Consider the following 19,527-nt stretch of genomic DNA (forward strand, 5'->3'; position numbering starts at 1 on the left):
ACTCATAATAGTATGATTAATGGCTGCTGCTATTTCCACACAGGAATCTTGCGGCAACAATAGGTAGGCTAAATATTACAGAAAAATAAATGATACGCACTATTTATGTAAGCGCTAGCACTATTAAAGCAAGATGTGCGCTAATAAGCAACAAAAATGAGAATAATCTAGCTATAGCTTTGGCAGTATTTGATACTTTCAAAAATAAATACTCTGTCTAGATATTAGCCTCATTTAATCTAAATATACCTCAAGCAAACAGATGTCAGTTATTAGCTATTTTAACGGCTGGCAATTTGGACAATAAACACTGGCTCTACCAGTAAGTTTGATGTTTTCTAATGTTGTGCTGCAATGCAGACAGCTTTCTCCTTGTCTACCGTACACGTTTAAGGTTTGCTGAAAGTAACCAGTTTGACCACTTGCTACTGTGAAATCCCGTAGTGTCGAACCGCCTAATTTTATCGCTTTCTTTAAAATTTCTTTAATATGACTCACTAAAATGACAATCTGATCGTATGAAAGTTGATTGGCTGGTGTAGCAGGGTGGATGCCGGACAAGTACAGACTTTCAGTCGCATAGATATTGCCAACCCCAACCACGACTTCTTGTTCCATGATGACAGATTTAATCGCTCGGGAGATGGGTTTTAGTCGTTTGTTTGCTTTAGTATTATCTGTCGATGACCCATTGCCATCTTGGCTAGATAAATCTATACGCTGGATTAAATTGTACAAATAGTCTGCGGTAAAATCTTTTGAAAGCGGCTCAGGACCTAGATGATCTAGTAGTTTATTGCCGTAATCTTCATGCCATAGTACTGAACCAAAACGTCTCGGATCATAGTAGTGTAGCTGAGACTTTTCATTATCAGCATCATTAAAGATGACAACCAGATGATCATGTTTACGCTTATCAGTACCATAGCTATGTTGCTGTAAGCTACCTGACATTCCTAAGTGAATAAGAAGCTGACGTGGTTCAACTTTGCTGGCTGATATGGGAGCGTTATTCTGTGAATCTACTGGCAGAAAATTAAGAATCAGATACTTTGCTCGGCGCTCGACACTCTCTAATGTGTAATTAGCTAGCTCGTCCAAGTTATCTGGCATCATCCATCGCAGCTTTGGTTGAAATACTTTAACATCAACTACCTGTTGCCCCAACAATGGAGCAAGACTGGCTTTAGTGGTTTCTACTTCAGGTAATTCAGGCATAGTATTTTTTGACAACTCTATTGTGGAATAAACAACGACTGGCTTAAGGTTTTATTTACACGACTGCACGGCGTGCGTGCAAAATACCATGTTGCTGCTCTAATTTTGCGAGCAACTTAGATAGATGTGCTAAGCCTGAGACTTCAATATGGAACTTTAAAAAAGCAATATTGTCGTCATTACTTAACGTTTGAACTTGGCGAATATTGACGTTTTCTTTATCAATTATCTGTGTCAAATCACGTAGCAAACCGCGTCTGTCATATGCTTCGACATGAATATCAACAGGCTGATAACGACCAATCTGTACTTGCCAAGCGGCTTCTATCTTGCGCTCAGGATCACGCTCAACCAGACGTAAGTACTCTGGGCAGCCTCGATTATGCACGCTAACGCCACGCGATAAAGTGATGTAGCCAGCTATCGGTTCGCCATGCACAGGATGACAACAACCTGCCAAATTGATTTCGATATTATCCAAACCATCGATATGGATTTTATACGCATCGAGCTTACCTGTATCTCTGTTATCTACATGAGGTACAAAGCTCTCTGGTGGTATTTCAGGCTCTAGATGTAGCTGACGAGAGATATGACTGGTTAACTGATTAAGGCCAATATCACCTGTCACCAGCCCTACAATGATGTCATCGGTCGTATTGACATGAAAATGCTGAATATAGTCGTTCAGATCAATACTATTAGGATGAACAGATAGGCGCTCAAGCTCTTTGCTAAGCATTTGGCGACCTATTTCAATATTCTTATCACGGTCTTGCTTATTAAACCACTGGCGCAGTTTTGAACGGGCACGGTTGGTATGAATATAACCTAACGAGGCTACCAACCAATCACGATTGGGCTCACGTGATGCCTTAGTGATAATCTCAACTTGCTCACCTGTTTTCAACTGATACGTCAGTGGCACATAGCGTTGATTGACACGAGCAGCCTGTGCACGGTTGCCAACTTGAGTATGCACATAGTAGGCAAAATCAAGAACGGTCGCGCCTTTTGGTAGCTCAGTAATATCACCGTCACGACTAAAGATATAAATACGTTCTAGCTCATCAAAATCAACGAGTTGCTCTTCTTCGTCAAACTCGATATCATCTATTTCTTCGCCCGCTACAACAGCTGAGCGTGGCTGATTGCGTGTTTCATTATTGATAGATAATAATTGGCGTAGTGAGCTGATTCTTTGATTCAGATAATTGTCTTTCTTATTCTTTAGCCCTTCTTTGTAATTAACGTGCGCACACATGCCAAGTTCGGCCTCAAAGTGCATCTCATGAGTACGAATCTGGACTTCCAGTGATTTATTTTCCGCGATTACAGCAGTATGTAGTGAGCGATAGCCATTGGACTTAGGGTTAGTAATATAGTCATCAAACTGCTCAGGAATATAACGCCATAAGCCATGTACTAGGCCTAAAACGTGATAACAGTCAGAAGGGCTATTAACCAAGACGCGCAAGGCACGAATGTCATAAAGCTGATCAAAGGATAGACCTTTAAGCTTCATTTTTCGATAAATAGAGTAGATATGTTTGACGCGCCCAGATACTTCGCCTTCAATACTGGCATCTGCTAATGATTCATTTAATTTGTCTTGTACGCGCTGAATATAGGACTCGCGTTCGCTACGTTTTTCTGACAGCAGCTTAGCAATTTCTTTATAGCGATCAGGCGCAAGATAACGGAAAGCTAAATCTTCGAGCTCCCATTTTAGCTGCGCAATACCTAAACGATGGGCTAATGGCGCATAAATAGTCATGACTTCACGTGCGACACGCGTTTGACGCTCTGGCCTAGAAAACGTCAACTCACGCATGGCAAAGGTACGCTCTGCCAATTTGATGAGTACCACACGCACGTCGTTGGTGACAGAGATGAGCATGCTATAAATATTTGATAGCTGATCTCGCTGGTTGTTGACGAAATGGTCTTCTAAGCGCTTGTTGCTCTCGATAATCTCCGATAGCTTACCCATTGCAAGGGTATCTTTAACAAGGGTCAAAATATCTGGACCAAAGTTTTTTTCAACTTCAGCGAGACTAATGATTGATTTGCGGGCACTGCGATACAGCATGGCCGCGACCAATGAGTCTTCATCTTGATAAAGATAGGTCAGAATATCGGTCATACCAATACCGGTCACGTAAGCGCCTGAACGCTCAGATTCACTGGTATTCATGTGACTGCGAATAAACTCGCAAGCTGCACTTAGGTTGGGTACTGACTCTTGTCCAATACGCTTGGCCACATTATCTAGCCAAGTAGGTACGTCGATGTTGGCTTGGTCCAAGTCGACCGCCTCAAGCTCTTTGTTTGATAGCGCATTGGTATCATCCAAATACTCGTCTTTAGTGTGAGGGTCATGTAAATGATAAGTGTGTGCGGCTGAGCGATCAAAAGTAGTATGTAGCTTGTGGGTTGCCAACTGGTATTTGATGTCGAGGGGAATTTGAGCATAACTATTGGCTGACTGGTGAGAGCGTTGGCTCGCCACCAGTTGCGCCGCAAGTGTTGCACTATCGGCCTGCGTGGTCTGTCCATCCACCAGCGGTAATCCTTCACGAATTTTTACCATAGCCGACTCCTCTTAGCTATTTTGAATTGATTATAACCTCATCTACTATGCACACACTCTGAATTAACGATCCATAAAGTGTCAGCTATAAACCAATACAACTGCTAAAAATGTTATTTTTAGCAGCTATAAAATGCGCGTAAAATATATAAAGCTATGAGTGCAAATGCTTGCTATGTAGCGATTGGAAACATCATCAAAAACATAGGAAGATTGTTTACTATTATCTCATTTTAAAGTGACAAATCAAGCGAGCCTCTGTATGGCTGTGGTCAATTACGCTAAATAATGGCTATTTATTAGCACAAACTTATCAAAGCTTTGGGTTAACTTAGATAATTGTAATAACGCTTAATTGTCTCTTTAATCAGGTTCAACTATCAGTCATTTTCAGCCATTAATCGTTTTTGAAAATTAATAACGTTAAACTGCTACTTTTTCAAAGCGAGCGATAGATTCAACATGACCCGTATGGCAGAACATATCCATCACGCCAGCATGAGTCAGACGATAGCCTTGTTCTAACAATGCTTTTGTATCACGAGCAAGGGTCGCTGGATTACAAGAGACATAAACAATGCGCTCAGCATTAAATTTTGGCAAATATTGCATAATCTCCCAAGCACCAGAGCGCGGTGGATCAATCAACAGTGCATCAAAACCTTGGTTGGCCCATGGCTTATCAGTACAGTCTTGAGTCAAATCTTGACTATAAAACTCAGTATTGTTGATACCGTTGCGACGAGCGTTGTCAGCAGCACGTTCGGTCATGGCTTCACTGCCTTCGACACCGACTACTGAGCCTGTCTCGCCAACGAGGCGCGCTAGTGGCAAGCTAAAGTTACCCAAACCACTGAATAAGTCTAGTACGCGTTCGCCTGCTTTTAAGTCCAATAAGTCACAGGCAAGCCTGGTCATCTGACGGTTAACCGATAAATTTACTTGAGTAAAGTCAGTAGGGATAAATTCAAAAGTCAGATCATACTCTGGCAATTGATAATATAGACGCCCAAATTGCTCGCTCAAATCATCAGCGTCTGTCAACGCAATACGTTGGATACTATCAACGCCTTTCGACTGCAAATACAGCTGCCAATTACGCGCTGCAAAAAAGACTTTTAGTTTGTCTATATCAGCGTCTGACAACGGTTCTAAATTACGTACGATGAGCGCAACTGGCTGATTACCATCAGGTAGTTCTGGCAGTTGCTCACCCATTGCAAGCTCAAGCTGAGCAATCTTGTCACGGCTCTCTAAAGTGCTAATAAGCGTTTTTAGGTTTTCAATCTCAAACCCAATACGTGGATCTAAGATATGACACTCATTTAGCTCTGCCAAGAAGTTACTTGAACGCTCACGGAAGCCGACAAGCGCGGTTTCTTTTTTGACGACATAGCGTACGCCCAAACGTGCTTTGGTACGATAACCAAGACGATCACCGACCACAGGAGGGAGCCAATTGTCAGGTTCCGCGTTGGCTTGGTGCATTAGCATTTCAGCCAGTACTGATTGTTTAAAATTTATTTGTCCATCTGGTTGCCAATGTTGCAAGTTACAACCACCGCAAGTACCGAAATGCGGGCAGGGTGGTACAGCACGTTCAGGGTTTGGGTTGGCAGTGATACTAATGGCATCACCTTCTTCAAAGCTAGCACGGCTGTTGGTTATTTTTACTAAGGCGCTTTCACCTGGTAGAGCAAAGCTAACAAAGATCTTTTTGCCATGCTTGTCTTCAGCATGACCTTCCGCAACATCAAAACCATTACCATACACAGCAACACCGCGACCATCATGTGACAAACCATCAATATTAAATGGAATTGGCTCTGCATCTTTTAGACGACGACGTGTCTTTGATGATGGCTTTGATTTTTTCTTACTAGGCGGAATGACAATCGTTTGGGTGTCGTTGGTTTGAGCTTCATTCGTTTGAGCGTTACTGCTTTGCGCTGCCATATCAGATGCTGTAGATGTTTTTGAATCGGTGGGTTGCATAAACCTGCCTTAATAATAAATAACTAGAAGAGGGGAATAAAAACTACTAATAATGCGAATTCTATAATTCGGGTGCCGATGACCAGTCAGCGATAAACTCTTGATGTCGCGGACTACCGTCAGCTTGGGTATACTTTGCCAGATAGTCATAGCTCTGCTGCTGCCAAGCATCAAAATCTTGTGAAGACAACTGTCCTGTTAGACGTAACCAGCGTAAATAAATCAGCCAAGTATTCATAACATCAGACTCACAGTATATAGATAGGGTCTGCCAGTCACCGCTACTAACAAGCGCGCCAACCATACTGCCATCCACGTCAGTTTTACCGGGTAATCCGTACAGACTTGCGACGATATCCATGGCTTCGCGGCGACTAGCACCATACTGGCTAAACCGATCCATCAAGTCTAGATGACGTGTATGAAAACGATTAACATAGTTATCAAAGCGCATGTTTTTAATACGCTCGCCTTCTTCGAATAGCCATGGTGCTGACAAATCATATTGCATGGCACGATATATCAGTACAGGTATGTCAAAGCCTGAGCCATTCCAACTAATAAGTTGCGGCAATGTCTCAATGTCGTTAAATGCTCTAAAGAATTTGGCTAGGATTTCTTTTTCACTAAATTTATCGGCAGTCAAAGAAAATAGCGATAACTTACCATCCTTGATATACAGAGCTGAGATACAGACAATACGCTGTAGTGGCAAGCGCATAAAGTCGTGCCCTGCTTCTTGTGTACGTATGGCTGTCAGCGCGCTTAACACATCCGCATCGTTAAGATCGGCCAATTGCGGATAGATACGGCGTGCTGCATCGACATCGGCGACAGTCTCGATATCAAAAACCAATATAGGGTCGGATGGTAGCGCTTGTGACATAGATAATCCTGACTATTTATGAGCTTATAGTTAATTCATTATAAAGAATGAAAACATTAACCTTGCTTGAAGTATTACGTTTATATCTGCACTTGGCCGCTTTGCACTTCTTTTAAATTAACGATACTAAATGGTATTTCTTATGCATTAATTAACTTCTGCGTCATTGTCCGTATTGCTATCGTCAACGTTATATAAACCCGTTGATAAATAACGATCGCCACGATCGCAGACAATAAAAGCAATGACAGCATTAGGGTTTGCTTTTGCCACTTGGGTCGCTGCCCATGCAGCTGCGCCCGAAGATACCCCAGCAAAGATACCTTCAGTCTTCGCCAATTTACGCATATAGACTTCAGCAATACGCTGATCGATATCCATCACTTCATCAATCAAGTCTGCATCAAAAATACCAGGCATATAAGCCGCCGGCCAACGGCGAATACCAGCAATCGAAGCTTCTTCGTCAGGCTGTAGGCCGATGATTTTGACGTCTGGATTTTGCTCTTTTAGGTAGCGTGACACACCGGTAATCGTACCTGTCGTGCCCATCGAACTAATAAAATGCGTAATCTTACCTTCTGTCTGTGCCCATAGCTCAGGGCCTGTAGTCAGGTAATGAGCTTGGCTATTGTCAGGATTATTAAACTGATCCAATACCACCCCTTTGCCATCTGCTTGCATCTGTAATGCCAAATCGCGCGCAGCTTCCATGCCTTCGTCTACTTCAATCAGCGTTGCGCCATAAGCAATCATGGCATCTTTACGCTCTTGGGTAGAGTTGGTCGGCATCAGCAACGTTATCGGGTAGCCACGCATCGCAGCGACCATGGCCAATGCAATACCAGTATTGCCACTAGTGGCTTCAATCAACATATCGCCAGGCTTGATATCACCGCGCTGTTCTGCTTGATAAATCATATTAAAAGCAGGACGATCCTTTACAGAGCCCGCTGGATTGTTACCTTCAAGCTTAGCTAATACTGTGGCGCCATTGGCAATGTGCTCTTGCTCAGGCAGACGTTGAAGTTTCACCAATGGCGTTTGACCAACGCAATCAGCAAGGGTAGTGATTTGAGTAATAAAGTTAGCATTTGACATGGCCGTAGTGGACATAAAGTATCCTTTTCTATTTTTTAAATATGTTTTTAATGGCTTGTTTTTGATAGAAGCGCTGTTTTTATTGTTTGATCATAATTTTAGACAGTCGCTTGGGTTATAGGTTTGCAGTGATAAGCGAGCTAAAAACGAAAGGCATTAGAGTGCGCTCTCATATGTTATGACTATGAGCGATATATTGTGGTAAATAAAAAGTGGCTTTATTATATCATTTTGTTTTCAGCTGCGCTTATCGCATCAAGGATTAATAGTCACTGTATCAGGTCAATGTCAATGTTATGTTGAGGGTTGCAAAAGTAGAGTTGATAGCTTAAAGCCATATTCTCTTTAACACAGAGTGGTTGGCACTTTAATTATAACGTTGTTCATCCCATGGAATGCTTAACCAGAACTTATAGAATCCTGTTAAGATAATCTTGAGTTGTATATTAATTGTCTTATCAGAACCAGTGACCTTATTAACGATTAGTGGGTTCATTAAGAGTAGCCCCTTACCCAAATACTCTGATACGACATGCTACAAGTATCACGAATACTGACGTTATCACAAAAATTCACGGCAAGAACCTTAGTAGAGAGTAGACCTAGCATGGCATATAAAAAACGTTTCGATACCAGTAGTGCTTATGGTCAGCTGATCATACTGGTGTTTTTGCCTATCTGTGTGTTGGCAGCAGTAGGCGGCATCTTGGTATTTCACGAAACCATGCGTGCAAGTGACTCGGAGCAAGAAGTATTGGCCGAAGCGGTACTTATTCGCTATACACCAGTCATAGCTGAACTGATTCCTGAGCTGCTAGAACAAGAGCGCCAGCAAGTAGGGAGTAGTGCTGAAGGTACTCAGCGAGCGGCGATGACGACGCTAGAAGGTATCCAAGATAAGCTTGGACGTATGCAGTCCGAGCAGCATGTACAGCGTATTGCTATTATTAATGAAGGCAATCAAATACTGGCAACAGTCGGTTATGGCCTCAATGAAGAGTGGCCGCTAATCAGTGATTCCGCAAGCTTTTTGTCACAACGACCAACGCCTGTAGGCACAGCGTATGGCAGTGTGTTGGGAGAATTTGAAGGGCAGACATTGTGGTTGCTCGTCGATATGGATAATGAGCCGCTCTATATTGCACGCTACCGTATTGCGATGGCGTTAGTGATTACCGGCTTGTTTACTATTTTGATTCTACTACTGAGCCTAAATATCTATTCGAAACGTTGGATTGCCCCCATTTATGAGCTGCGGTTGCAGTTGCAACGTACCCATGTTGATAATTTATACCAACCTGTACCAGTAGAGTCAGATGGTGAGCTGAATTTATTACAGCAAGATCTAGTCAGAACATTACGCCGCTTACATAGAAGCTTTCAAGAGCTCAAAGACCATGCCGAGCAGACTGAGGATGATTTACGGTTGGCATTTGATGAGATGGAAATGCAAAACATCTCTATTCGAAATGCACGTGATGCAGCGATTTCAACCAGCCAAGCAAAATCTGCATTTTTAGCCAATATCAGTCATGAACTGCGTACACCATTGAACAGTATCGATGGTTTTATTAATTTGCTGGCACGCCATGGTGAGCTCAATCCTGAGCAGGACTTGTATGTACAGACCATACGGAAGTCCTCAGCACATTTGCTCGCTTTGGTAAATGATGTCTTAGATTTTTCTAAAATCGAAGCAGGCAAGCTAGTACTGGATCGCCATGAATTTGATCTCTATGACACCATTTACGATGTGGTCGATATGCTATCTCCGGTCTCTGCGGAGAAGGGTTTGCGCATGGCAGTACTGTTTTACAATGATGTGCCGATGCGTATCAATGGTGATGCGTTACGTCTTAAGCAAGTATTGACCAATATCGTTGGTAATGCCATTAAATTTACGGATAGTGGTGATGTGGTGGTGCGTGTGAGCTTAGATGACCACCGTGATAATTATCTGATGATTAGTGTGCAAGATAGCGGCAAAGGCATTTCCCTTGCAGATCAAAAAATGCTGTTCCAAAGCTTTAGCCAAGGCGATCCATCAATCACTCGTCAGTATGGTGGTACAGGGTTGGGTCTAGTCATCTCCAAACAGTTAACGCGCTTGATGGGCGGTGATATTGGGTTTCATGATAATGCGCAAGAGAATATTGCCAATCAAGGCGCGACATTTTGGTTTCGCATGCCAGCCCATGTCGATGTGCTAGAGGCGGCCACAGGGCAGACAATTGAATTACCAGTATTAGCACCACTAGCGAGTGAGACTGACGAGTTTAACGTGTTGGTTTGGATCAATCATACCGCTTCGATACAAGTGCTCAAGGCTAGCTTGCAGTATTTGCCAATTAAGCTAACTCAGGCCAACTCATTACCGGGTGTGCTTGAGTCATTAAAAGAGCACGGTAATTATTGGGATTGGGTCATTGTTGATGATGATACCCAAGACGATATGATGGCACTCCTCAAGCAAATTCGTCTGCATTATCAAGGCAAGCTTGCTGTGTTTGGCTACCAAGTGGCGGCCGATCAAGCGCTACTCAACCGCTATCATGCCAACATACTGTATGAACCATTAGACAAAAGACAGCTGTATGCGATGCTCGATACTCAAAGCCGTAGTACGCCGCAAAGCCTTCAGGAACCACGCTGGAAAGGGGTCACTGTACTGGCAGTTGATGACCATTTGCCTAATTTACTAGTGCTTGATGCTCTATTGAGCGAGCTAGGGATTCAGGTAGTTACTGCGAGCAGTGGGTTTGATGCTATCGAGATTATCAGTAAACAGCAAACCAAAAACATCAAAACTGCCAAGAGCGATAAGCAAAGCCTATCGAATAAAACGCAACTTTCTAAAGCGGAAACGCGTGATGAGATAAATAAGAAAACAAATAGCGCGTTCTATCATGAGGATACGAGCGCTGACGATAAAGCAGCTATGCAAGACAAAGATAATATTGATTTGATATTTATGGATATTCAAATGCCGCGTATGTCAGGTCATGAGGCGGCTAAGCAGATTCGAAATATCGAAAATGCGGATAGTCGTATCCCTATTATCGCTCTGACAGCTCATGGGTTGGCAGATGAACGTGACAAACTTATAGCCAGCGGTATCAATGACTATGTCGGCAAACCGATTAGCCAACCTCAGTTATTACAGGTGCTACAGAAATGGCTTGGTCGTAAGAGTACCACACCACAATTGACCGCGTTGCCTGATACAGATTTGCAGAGCTTTGGCTTACAGCATTCTGATTTGCAGAGTGATAATTTACAAGATGCTAATGTACAAGGTGCTAATGTACAGAGTATCGACCCAACAGGGGCTGAGTTAACTCCTATTGACTCGTTGCGTGGTTACTCAATCAATGATAATGATTTATCGAACGATTTACGCTCTAACAATGTAAATGGTCAGGAGACTCAAGCCAGTTCAGATATGTCTTCAGATACATTAACCGCTACTTATCCAATAATAAGAGGAGACGGGGTAAATCGTAATAGTACTTCTGTCAGTAGCGAGCCGAAAATTACCCGTCCACTATCCCTGAAAAAAATCCGTGATGATTATTTGCGTGATAGCCAGCCTCGTGAAGGCTATAGACGAGATACTGCGCGTGATATTCAGCCGCGCTATGAGAGCTTACGTCTACAAAAACAAGGTCAATCGCCACTACTACAATCACAAATAAGGTCTATCGACAACTCTCAAGATAAAAGCCCTCAAGACCAAAGCTTTCAAGATAGAACAGCTCACGATAATACGACTTTACACGAGCAAATCAATAATGACCTTAGTAACAACAATATAAGCAAAAGTGATACCTCAAACATTTTAGATTGGCAAGATGCGCTCACTCGTTCAGCGAACAAACCTGAATTGGCGGCCAAGCTTATTATCATGATGATCGATACTATCAATGATGAAAAGCAGGCGCTTATTCAGGCATGGGAAGCGCATGACCGCAATATGCTGGCACAAATTGCCCATCGTATACTGGGTGGTAGTCGATATACAGGTGTACCGCAACTGCGTCAGGCTAGCCAAGATTTGGAAGATAAGTGCTTGCTGAATGTACAGCATACGACACCTGTGCAGTTTGCAATGATTGAGCCTTATTATGAGGCATTGTTAACGGCGCTAGACAACTTGCAAAAGGTGGATTTATCTTCTTATCCTCAGCTTAACTATCATCGCTTGAGCGAAAATGATATGACGTGGAAAATGATATAAGTTGAGGGTAAGGTAAAGCAGATAAAATCATTCAGGTTCAGAAAGCGATAGGTAGTCTTGTTAGGTTTGCTTATCGTTATCAACTAAACACTCTATATCTGCTGTATATGAAACTGACTATAGTATCGTGGCAGTCAGTTATTACTACGGTACAACAAAGACAAGCCTGCTAATATTGTGAATATCAGCACCATATTTATTTTATTCATTAATAAGGATTGTTATGAACGCGATTGCAAGTTACCAGTATGAGACCTTACAAGTTAGTATTACAGACAACATACTGACGGTTACCTTAAATCGTCCACATAAAAAAAATGCCATGAGTTTTCAGGTAATCAATGAGCTGATTAAGCTGGCAGGTCGTATTAGCAAAGACAGAACCATACGCGCAGTCATTCTAAATGGGGCAGAGGGGACGTTTTGTGCAGGTATTGATTTAGGAGACTTAAATCATCCAAAAAACACAGCATTTGCGCTTTGGGAATTGATTAAACCATGGCAAAGTGCGTTCCAACGAGTGTGCTTGGTATGGCGTGATCTGCCAGTACCTGTCATAGCAGTATTGGAAGGGTATTGTATCGGCGCTGGGTTGCAGTTGGCGTTGGCTTGTGACGTACGTATCAGCCATCCTGATTGTCAATTATCTATTATGGAAGCTAAGTGGGGTTTAGTGCCAGACATGGGGCTGACCCAATCAGCATTTGGGGTCCTACGAGAAGATACTCTAAAAGAGCTCGCCATGAGCGCCCGTATCATCGATGCTAATGAAGGCAAAGAGTTAGGCTTGATTAGCCATTGTAGTGAAGCACCTCTTGAACAGGCACAAAAACTTGCTGCCGAGTTTGCAGAGCGCTCTCCTGATGCGGTTCTAGCAAGTAAACGTGTGATAAATGCGATGTATGATCAACCTGCTAAGACTTTATATAAAGAAAAAGCATGGCAGCTTAAAATGATGCTTGGTCGCAATCGTAAGCTTGCCCTTAGAAAAGCAAAGCAGACCAGCACCTTATTTGGCAAACGTCAATTCCGCTAAATTTTTGCTATCAGTAAATTTTCTAGTGTTATTTTCGTTTGATTCATTCTGATAAAAGAAATTGCTACCTAAGAAAACTAGACATATTTTGATAAATTATTTTGACGATCTTTAATTGTTAGCGGTTGTTTCGCCATTATCTTATAGCCATTGAAATGCAAGCAGATAGCACGATATAGCATTGTCTGCTTGCACCGATGTGGGTAAAGATGCACTATTGTTGTTAAAGGTATCTATTTTGATTACTGGATAAGCCAGTAAAATGACGAAAGCCTACCTAACAACACGTGCAAGCAATTAAACGTCGAAAAATAAAATATCAAAAATAATAGCCACTATATAAAACGGTCTAAATATGTCTGCTTCAAAACCCTCCCTTCCAAACAAACCTATCGCTTCTGAGCGAGTGCGCTCTGCTGATTTGCCTGTTGCATGGATTATGATGCTTGGGCTGATGGTTGCGGTGGGCCCATTATCGATTGATATGTATCTGCCAGCATTGCCATCGATGGCCGATGATTTCGGTGTTTCAACGGCCTTTATGGCCAACTCTGTCCCTGCATACTTTTTAGGTTTGGTATTTGGGCAGCTATTTTACGGACCATTCAGTGACCGTGTTGGCCGTGTCAAACCCTTATATATAGGTATGACGCTGTATGTTATCGCTTCTATCCTTTGTGCGACTACTGATAATGAGTACGTACTGTTTGCAGGCCGTACTTTACAAGCATTGGGCGCGTGTGTAGGTGCAGTAGTTACTCGCGCTGCGATTCGAGATCGCCTCACTGCCAAACAAACGGCGAAAGCTTTTTCCATCATGATTTTAGTAATGGGCTTAGCACCCATATTGGCACCATCGCTTGGCGCGCTATTCTTACAGTTTTTTGATTGGCACTCTATCTTTTGGTTCTTAGCTGCATTTGGCGCTCTAAACTTGCTACTTACTAAGTTTTTCTTTTTTGAAACTTTGACAGAAGAAAATCGCAACGTACGCCCTGCAAGAGAAGTGGTCAGTCAATATTGGGACTTATTAAAAGACCCGACTTTTAACTATCCAGCAATTGGTGGTGGATTGTTAATGGGAGCGATGTTTGTCTATATCAGCTCGGCTTCAGAGTTAATTATGGATACCTATGGCGTCTCAGCGACACATTTTGGTTGGTTATTTGGAATGAATGCGGCAGGTTTTGTAGGTTTGACTCAGCTGAACCAATGGCTTACCAATCGCTTTCGAATACTAAGTATTTTGCGATTTGGGGCGATGATGCAGGTTATCTCTGCGGGTGTGCTATTCGTGATTGGCTTGCTTTTAGGGACGGATGCTTGGTTGCCACTGGTACTAGCTTGTATTTTCTTTTGTATCGCAGGACTGGGTCTGACTCAGCCTAATGCTTCTGCAATTGCGCTCGCTTTTCAGAAACGCCGTGCTGGTATGGCAAGTGCGCTACAAGGCTCGCTGATGTTTTCAGTCGGTATCTTTGGCGGTTTATTATTGAACCTGTTTCCAGTCAACCCAGTTCTCAAAGTTGGTATTGCCCTGTTCTCACTAATGAGTTTCGGTTCTTTCCTGATTTGGAAAATTGATCGTAATCTAAATTTGGACGATGCAGAGTAACAGCGTCTCTATTTTAAGTTAACTGTATTTTGAAAAGCACTCATACGTTCACAGCGTATGAGTGCTTTTTTTTGCGTTGAATACTTATTCAGTTAAGGATCAAGTCTTATAGAGACTTTAAGTAGCAACGTTTGTCAGGTTTTAGTAAACATAAGTTGTTCTGAATTATATGCAGACTTTGCTATATATAACTAATCGTAGATAATGACCAAACATAATTATTGCAATCATAAAATTAGACAAGTATTATCTAACGTAACTTTCTGTAAGCAAATATGTATAGACATTACTTAACCTTGCTAGATTGTCAATTAATTAAAATGTAAAACAACGTTAGGTTTCAAGGATAGATTATGAAGCAGTTATATCGAGCGTTACCGATTTTGTTGAGTGTTGGCCTATTTGGCTGTGGTAATTCTGCTACTCAAGAAAGTGCAAATACACCAGTAAAGGAAAACACAGATAGCTTTGTGAGTAAGCTACCTGATACAGCGCCAACATTGAAAGTTGCCATGACTGGTGATTTGCCGCCTTTTTCATTCCAAGATGACTATGGCAATATGCAAGGCACTGATGTTGATTCAATTCGTGCTATTGGTGAAGAGCAGGGATTCAAAGTCGAGTTTTACAAAGAAACTTGGCAAGATATGTTCGATAGCGTTGAATCAGGAAAGCGTGATCTAGCGATTTCTGGTATTTCTTACAAAGACGATCGTGCAGTGAGATATGGTCTATCAACACCATACTTTTTCAACCCAGCTACTATCATGTATTTGGAAGGTAAGTTTGATATAAAAGGCTTAAACGATATAAAAGGTCTAAAAGCAGGTACGTTAGAAGGCTCTAAAGAAGAAGACACGCTAAAAGAGATGGGTAGTTCGGTGGAGCTAATTTCAAGACCTACAGCATTTTTGGCGTATCAGGATTTGGTTCAAGGTAATACGGATGTCTTCTTGTACGATATGCCAGTCTTGCAATATATCGTCAAAGGCTATCCTGAGCATAAAGTGAAAATTGTACCCTATGAAGCTGCAGATGCACCTTCAGCCCAGCAAGTGGTGCTCATGGCAAAAGAAAATACCCAGCTTATCAAAACGGTTAATGAAGGTATTGCCAAACTAAAAGAAAAAGGGACATTTAAAGAAATTGAGGCGCGCTGGTTGGGTGAAGCTGACCCTGATGAAAAGAGCGACTCTGACACCAATACTAAGCAATTGAACTAAGGAATTCTGAAGATGGCAACCGTACCTAATGTCGACAATAAGCGCTATCAAGGTCTGATTATTTCAATTGCACTATTTTTATCTCTAATCGGTGCTTTGCTGGCGTTTACGTTTTATACCTCAAATTTATTAGAACGAAACACGGCTTTAATTGACCAAACTAACCAAGTGGCAAACAGTGCACAGGCAGTAATTAAAGATCTTTTCGATTTAGACAGTAGTTATGGTGAGGATACTAACTCTCCGCACATACAACGAGTGCTAAGCCGTTTAGAGCAAAATACTGCGTTGATTACTAGCTCTATCACTGCCATTGAACAAGGCAGTACGATCACAGATGCAGAAGGTAATAGCTATGACTTGCCAAAAATTGATAGTCAAGCACAAACCAATATTGCTGCGGCCAATGAGCAATGGAAAGCGCTAGAGCCTAAGATTCAAACATATCTAAAAGATGCTGATAATATCATGGTAACGTCTGCTGATGAATTGACGCAGGCCGTTGAACAGGCGAAAACATCAAGTTTGTTTATTAACGATTCTTTGGATAATTTGACAAAAGACGTGTTCGATAGTGCACAACGTCAAGCAACTACCATTCGTCTTATTCAGGTGCTTGGTGTTGCCGCTATTTTTACCTACTTCCTAATCTTCGTATTCTTCTTTGTACGTCGTCTACGTGAGACGGATGCTGAAGCACTTGCCGCTCGCCAAGAAACGCAAGAGATTATGGAAACGGTAAATACAGGTCTTTTCCTACTTGATAAGGACTTGAATATTGGTCAACAGCATTCTCGCGCGCTGAACAATATCATCGGCTCTGATAGCTTGTCAGGGGAGAACTTTACCAATGTCTTACGTGGTCGTATCTCTGATAAAGACCTCAAGACCACCCAGCAGTTTATTGAACAGCTCTATAACCCTCGAGTGAAAGAAAAACTGGTAGATTCACTTAACCCGTTAAACAAGGTCATGCTACATAACCTATCTGAAGACAAGAGTCTTGATAATCGCTTCTTAGATTTTAAATTCTCACGTGTTTATGACAATAAAGACATTGCTCGTATCTTGGTCAACGTTAACGATGTATCAGATGCAGTCTACTTAGAACAGCGCCTAGAAAAAGAGCGTTCGCAAAACGATATGCAGATTGAGATGTTAACGACTATCTTGAATGTGAATCCAAAGATTATTAATGAGTTTATTGGTAATACCCAAGCGCATATCGAGAAGATGAATAATATCTTAAAAAATCCTGGTAGCTCACAATACGAGCTTGAAGGCAAATTGAAAGCTATTTATCGTGAAATGCATAGCTTAAAAGGTGAAGCATCAGCACTAAAACTACATAGCTTTACAAAGATTGCTTCTGATGCTGAAGACAAGTTACATGCATTACAAAACCAAGGTCAGTTGTCTGGTAATGACTTCTTACCATTGGCAGTACATTTGGATGACTTGCTCAGCTTATCGAACACGATTGCGACGTTGGGTGAGCGTATCAACCGCTCAGCACCGACAGCAGCTAAGTCGTCAACCGTACAAGCACCAGTCGCTACTCAAAATCCAGTAGCAGACCATGCAGCTAGCAATGCTGACTTTGATGGTGGGCTAGATATCGACTTAGACAATGAAGCAGATGACGATTTATTGTCTTTTTATAATGAATTTACAAAAGAGATTGCTGCAAGACAAGGCAAGCGAGTACAGCTAAAAAGTACGACGCTGACCCAAACCAGCATTCCAGCACATCTTGCAAAGCCAATCAAAGAAATCAGTATTCAATTGCTACGTAATGCGGTGGTACATGGTATCGAGTCGCCAAGTGTGCGTCATACTACTGGCAAAACTGACATTGGGACCATAGATTTGGAAGTGCAAGACAACGGTTCAAACTTTATGCTGGTTGTGCAAGATGACGGACAAGGCATCAACTATGACAGCATCCGTAATAAGCTGATTGAAGAAGGTCGTTTCGGTACGGAAGAGGCAAATCAGCTTAGCAAAGGTGACTTGCTCAAACAGCTGTTCTCTTCTGGATTCTCTACCAAAGAGCACGCAGATGAAGACGGTGGCCGCGGTGTCGGACTTGATATCATCAAAGCAAAAGTAAAAGAGTATGATGGCAAGCTTAATGTAAATAGCGAGCTAGGTCAGATGACACGGTTTGTCATTACTTTACCTAAAGCTTAATCAAAATAGTAATTATATTGTCAGGGACGACAAGCACTTCATTAAAGGTAGTAGATAAGTTATGCATAAGTTAATGATTGTTGATGATTCAAATATTATTAGAAACCGTATTCAGCGCGCATACGATTCAGGAAAGTTCATGTTGGTGGCGACAGCGACTAGCGGTGTTCAAGCCATCGAAAAGTTCAATGTTCATCGTCCTGATGTGATCACCATGGACCTAACCATGCCACAAATGGATGGGCTAGAATGTATTGAAAAAATCATCGCGATTGATCCTGAAGTACGCATTTTAGTGGTATCAGCGTTATCGGATAAAGCCACCGGCATTGAAGCATTGTCACTAGGTGCTAGCGGCTTTTTGTGCAAGCCCTTCTCAGAAGAGGAGCTTGTCGAGTCTTTGTATGAGCTGATGCAAGACTAATACTATTCATCGACCAAAGCAGATGTCATTATGAAAGAGCAAAAGCTACAGATTTTTTTAAGTATTATTAGTAATTATTTTGACCAGTTTGGGGGAGAGGAGCTTATTGCTGATACCCCTTACTTACTAGAAAACAAACAGCCAAAAGTCCATGACTATACAGGCGTGATTGGTATATCTGGTGGCCAAAAAGGCGTGGTATATTTTTCGGCGACGCGTGACTTGCTGTCTTCAATCTTAGACAGTATGGGCGAAACCGATAAAAGTGAAGAGAACTATGTAGATCTGGCTGGGGAAGTGGCCAATACCATCGCAGGCAATGCACGCAAAGAGTTTGGCTCAGAGTTTCATATCTCTGTACCATTTGTGTTTAAAGGTGCGCCGCAAAGTATTGTGTTGCCGAACGATGAGCGTTCTTTTATCATCCCCATCACTTGGCATTCTCAAGTAGGCGAGATTGTGGTTTGCTTGCAAGATTAATGCTGCCACGTAATACAGATGGATATTAATATATTATGGTTAAAGTAGAAAAATTGGGTGTGTTTCTAAGCTCGATCAATGCGTTTTTTGCGCAAATCGATGGCTCGGAAGTGTCAATTGATACCCCTTACTTGAATAACAACAAAAGCGCGATTGGCTTTGATTATAGCGGTGTCATTAAGATATCAGGGCCTTTAGAAGGTTGCGTCTATGTCAGTGCACCAAGCGCGATGTTGCGAGAAGTCATCAAAGTGATGGGCGAGCCTGACTCTTCAATCACGATGATGAAAGATTTGTTGGGTGAAATGGCCAATACAATCTCAGGTAACGCTCGTACAGAGTTTGGTTCAGAGTTTATTATCTCTCCGCCGCACATTGTAGAGAGTGCGCCAAGCGTGTCTTATTTACCTAAAGACCGTCAAAGCTACATCACACCATTTACGTGGCGTGGTTACAAGGCGGTCATTGGTATTTGCATTGCATAAGTTATAGTCAATCACTCTGTAAACGAGTGATAACTATAAAA

Annotated in this window: 13 protein-coding genes; 8 read left to right on the plus strand and 5 right to left on the minus strand. The window is 42.1% G+C overall.

Annotated elements, in window-relative coordinates; translation table 11 throughout:
* Positions 1–276: 276 nt before the first annotated feature.
* The 5 genes from mutM to cysM all read right to left on the minus strand — a co-directional run bounded on the left by mutM (position 277) and on the right by cysM (position 7,793).
* The gene (gene mutM, locus JMY00_RS02205; protein WP_201578955.1) at positions 277–1,218 is read right to left on the minus strand and encodes a bifunctional DNA-formamidopyrimidine glycosylase/DNA-(apurinic or apyrimidinic site) lyase; all 942 of its coding nucleotides are present in this window, start codon (positions 1,216–1,218) and stop codon (positions 277–279) included.
* A gap of 55 nt (positions 1,219–1,273) precedes the next feature.
* The gene (locus JMY00_RS02210) at positions 1,274–3,811 is read right to left on the minus strand and encodes a bifunctional (p)ppGpp synthetase/guanosine-3',5'-bis(diphosphate) 3'-pyrophosphohydrolase (RefSeq protein WP_201578956.1); all 2,538 of its coding nucleotides are present in this window, start codon (positions 3,809–3,811) and stop codon (positions 1,274–1,276) included.
* A gap of 423 nt (positions 3,812–4,234) precedes the next feature.
* The gene (gene rlmD, locus JMY00_RS02215) at positions 4,235–5,767 is read right to left on the minus strand and encodes a 23S rRNA (uracil(1939)-C(5))-methyltransferase RlmD (RefSeq protein ID WP_201578992.1); all 1,533 of its coding nucleotides are present in this window, start codon (positions 5,765–5,767) and stop codon (positions 4,235–4,237) included.
* A gap of 100 nt (positions 5,768–5,867) precedes the next feature.
* Positions 5,868–6,692, minus strand: a complete 825-nt coding sequence (locus JMY00_RS02220; RefSeq protein ID WP_201578957.1) for a 3'-5' exonuclease — start codon at positions 6,690–6,692, stop codon at positions 5,868–5,870.
* Between the two features lie 147 nt (positions 6,693–6,839).
* A complete protein-coding gene (gene cysM / locus JMY00_RS02225; RefSeq protein ID WP_201578993.1) occupies positions 6,840–7,793 on the minus strand; it encodes a cysteine synthase CysM in 954 nt (317 codons plus the stop codon).
* Between the two features lie 607 nt (positions 7,794–8,400).
* Here cysM and JMY00_RS02230 point away from each other — a divergent pair.
* From JMY00_RS02230 to JMY00_RS02265, 8 genes are all read left to right on the plus strand, one after another.
* Positions 8,401–12,030, plus strand: a complete 3,630-nt coding sequence (locus JMY00_RS02230; protein ID WP_201578958.1) for an ATP-binding protein — start codon at positions 8,401–8,403, stop codon at positions 12,028–12,030.
* Between the two features lie 223 nt (positions 12,031–12,253).
* Positions 12,254–13,066 carry a crotonase/enoyl-CoA hydratase family protein gene (locus JMY00_RS02235; protein WP_201578959.1) on the plus strand — a complete coding sequence of 271 codons (813 nt, stop codon included), beginning with the start codon at positions 12,254–12,256 and terminating at the stop codon, positions 13,064–13,066.
* Between the two features lie 355 nt (positions 13,067–13,421).
* Positions 13,422–14,681 (plus strand): multidrug effflux MFS transporter, encoded by a 1,260-nt coding sequence (locus JMY00_RS02240; protein ID WP_201578960.1) that lies wholly within the window; start codon positions 13,422–13,424, stop codon positions 14,679–14,681.
* A 353-nt stretch (positions 14,682–15,034) separates the two neighbouring features.
* Entirely contained in the window at positions 15,035–15,904 is an 870-nt protein-coding gene (locus tag JMY00_RS02245) for a transporter substrate-binding domain-containing protein (RefSeq protein ID WP_201578961.1), read from the plus strand.
* A gap of 12 nt (positions 15,905–15,916) precedes the next feature.
* Positions 15,917–18,097 carry an ATP-binding protein gene (locus JMY00_RS02250; protein WP_201578962.1) on the plus strand — a complete coding sequence of 727 codons (2,181 nt, stop codon included), beginning with the start codon at positions 15,917–15,919 and terminating at the stop codon, positions 18,095–18,097.
* 61 nt (positions 18,098–18,158) lie between these two features.
* Positions 18,159–18,521: a response regulator gene (locus JMY00_RS02255; protein ID WP_057758425.1), complete on the plus strand. Its 363-nt coding sequence runs from the start codon at positions 18,159–18,161 to the stop codon at positions 18,519–18,521.
* Positions 18,522–18,551: 30 nt separating this feature from the next.
* The gene (locus JMY00_RS02260; RefSeq protein WP_057758427.1) at positions 18,552–19,001 is read left to right on the plus strand and encodes a chemotaxis protein CheX; all 450 of its coding nucleotides are present in this window, start codon (positions 18,552–18,554) and stop codon (positions 18,999–19,001) included.
* A 35-nt stretch (positions 19,002–19,036) separates the two neighbouring features.
* Positions 19,037–19,486: a chemotaxis protein CheX gene (locus tag JMY00_RS02265; protein ID WP_102091536.1), complete on the plus strand. Its 450-nt coding sequence runs from the start codon at positions 19,037–19,039 to the stop codon at positions 19,484–19,486.
* Positions 19,487–19,527: the final 41 nt, after the last annotated feature.

The sequence above is a fragment of the Psychrobacter sp. Pi2-52 genome (assembly GCF_904846705.1).
Taxonomy (GTDB): domain Bacteria; phylum Pseudomonadota; class Gammaproteobacteria; order Pseudomonadales; family Moraxellaceae; genus Psychrobacter.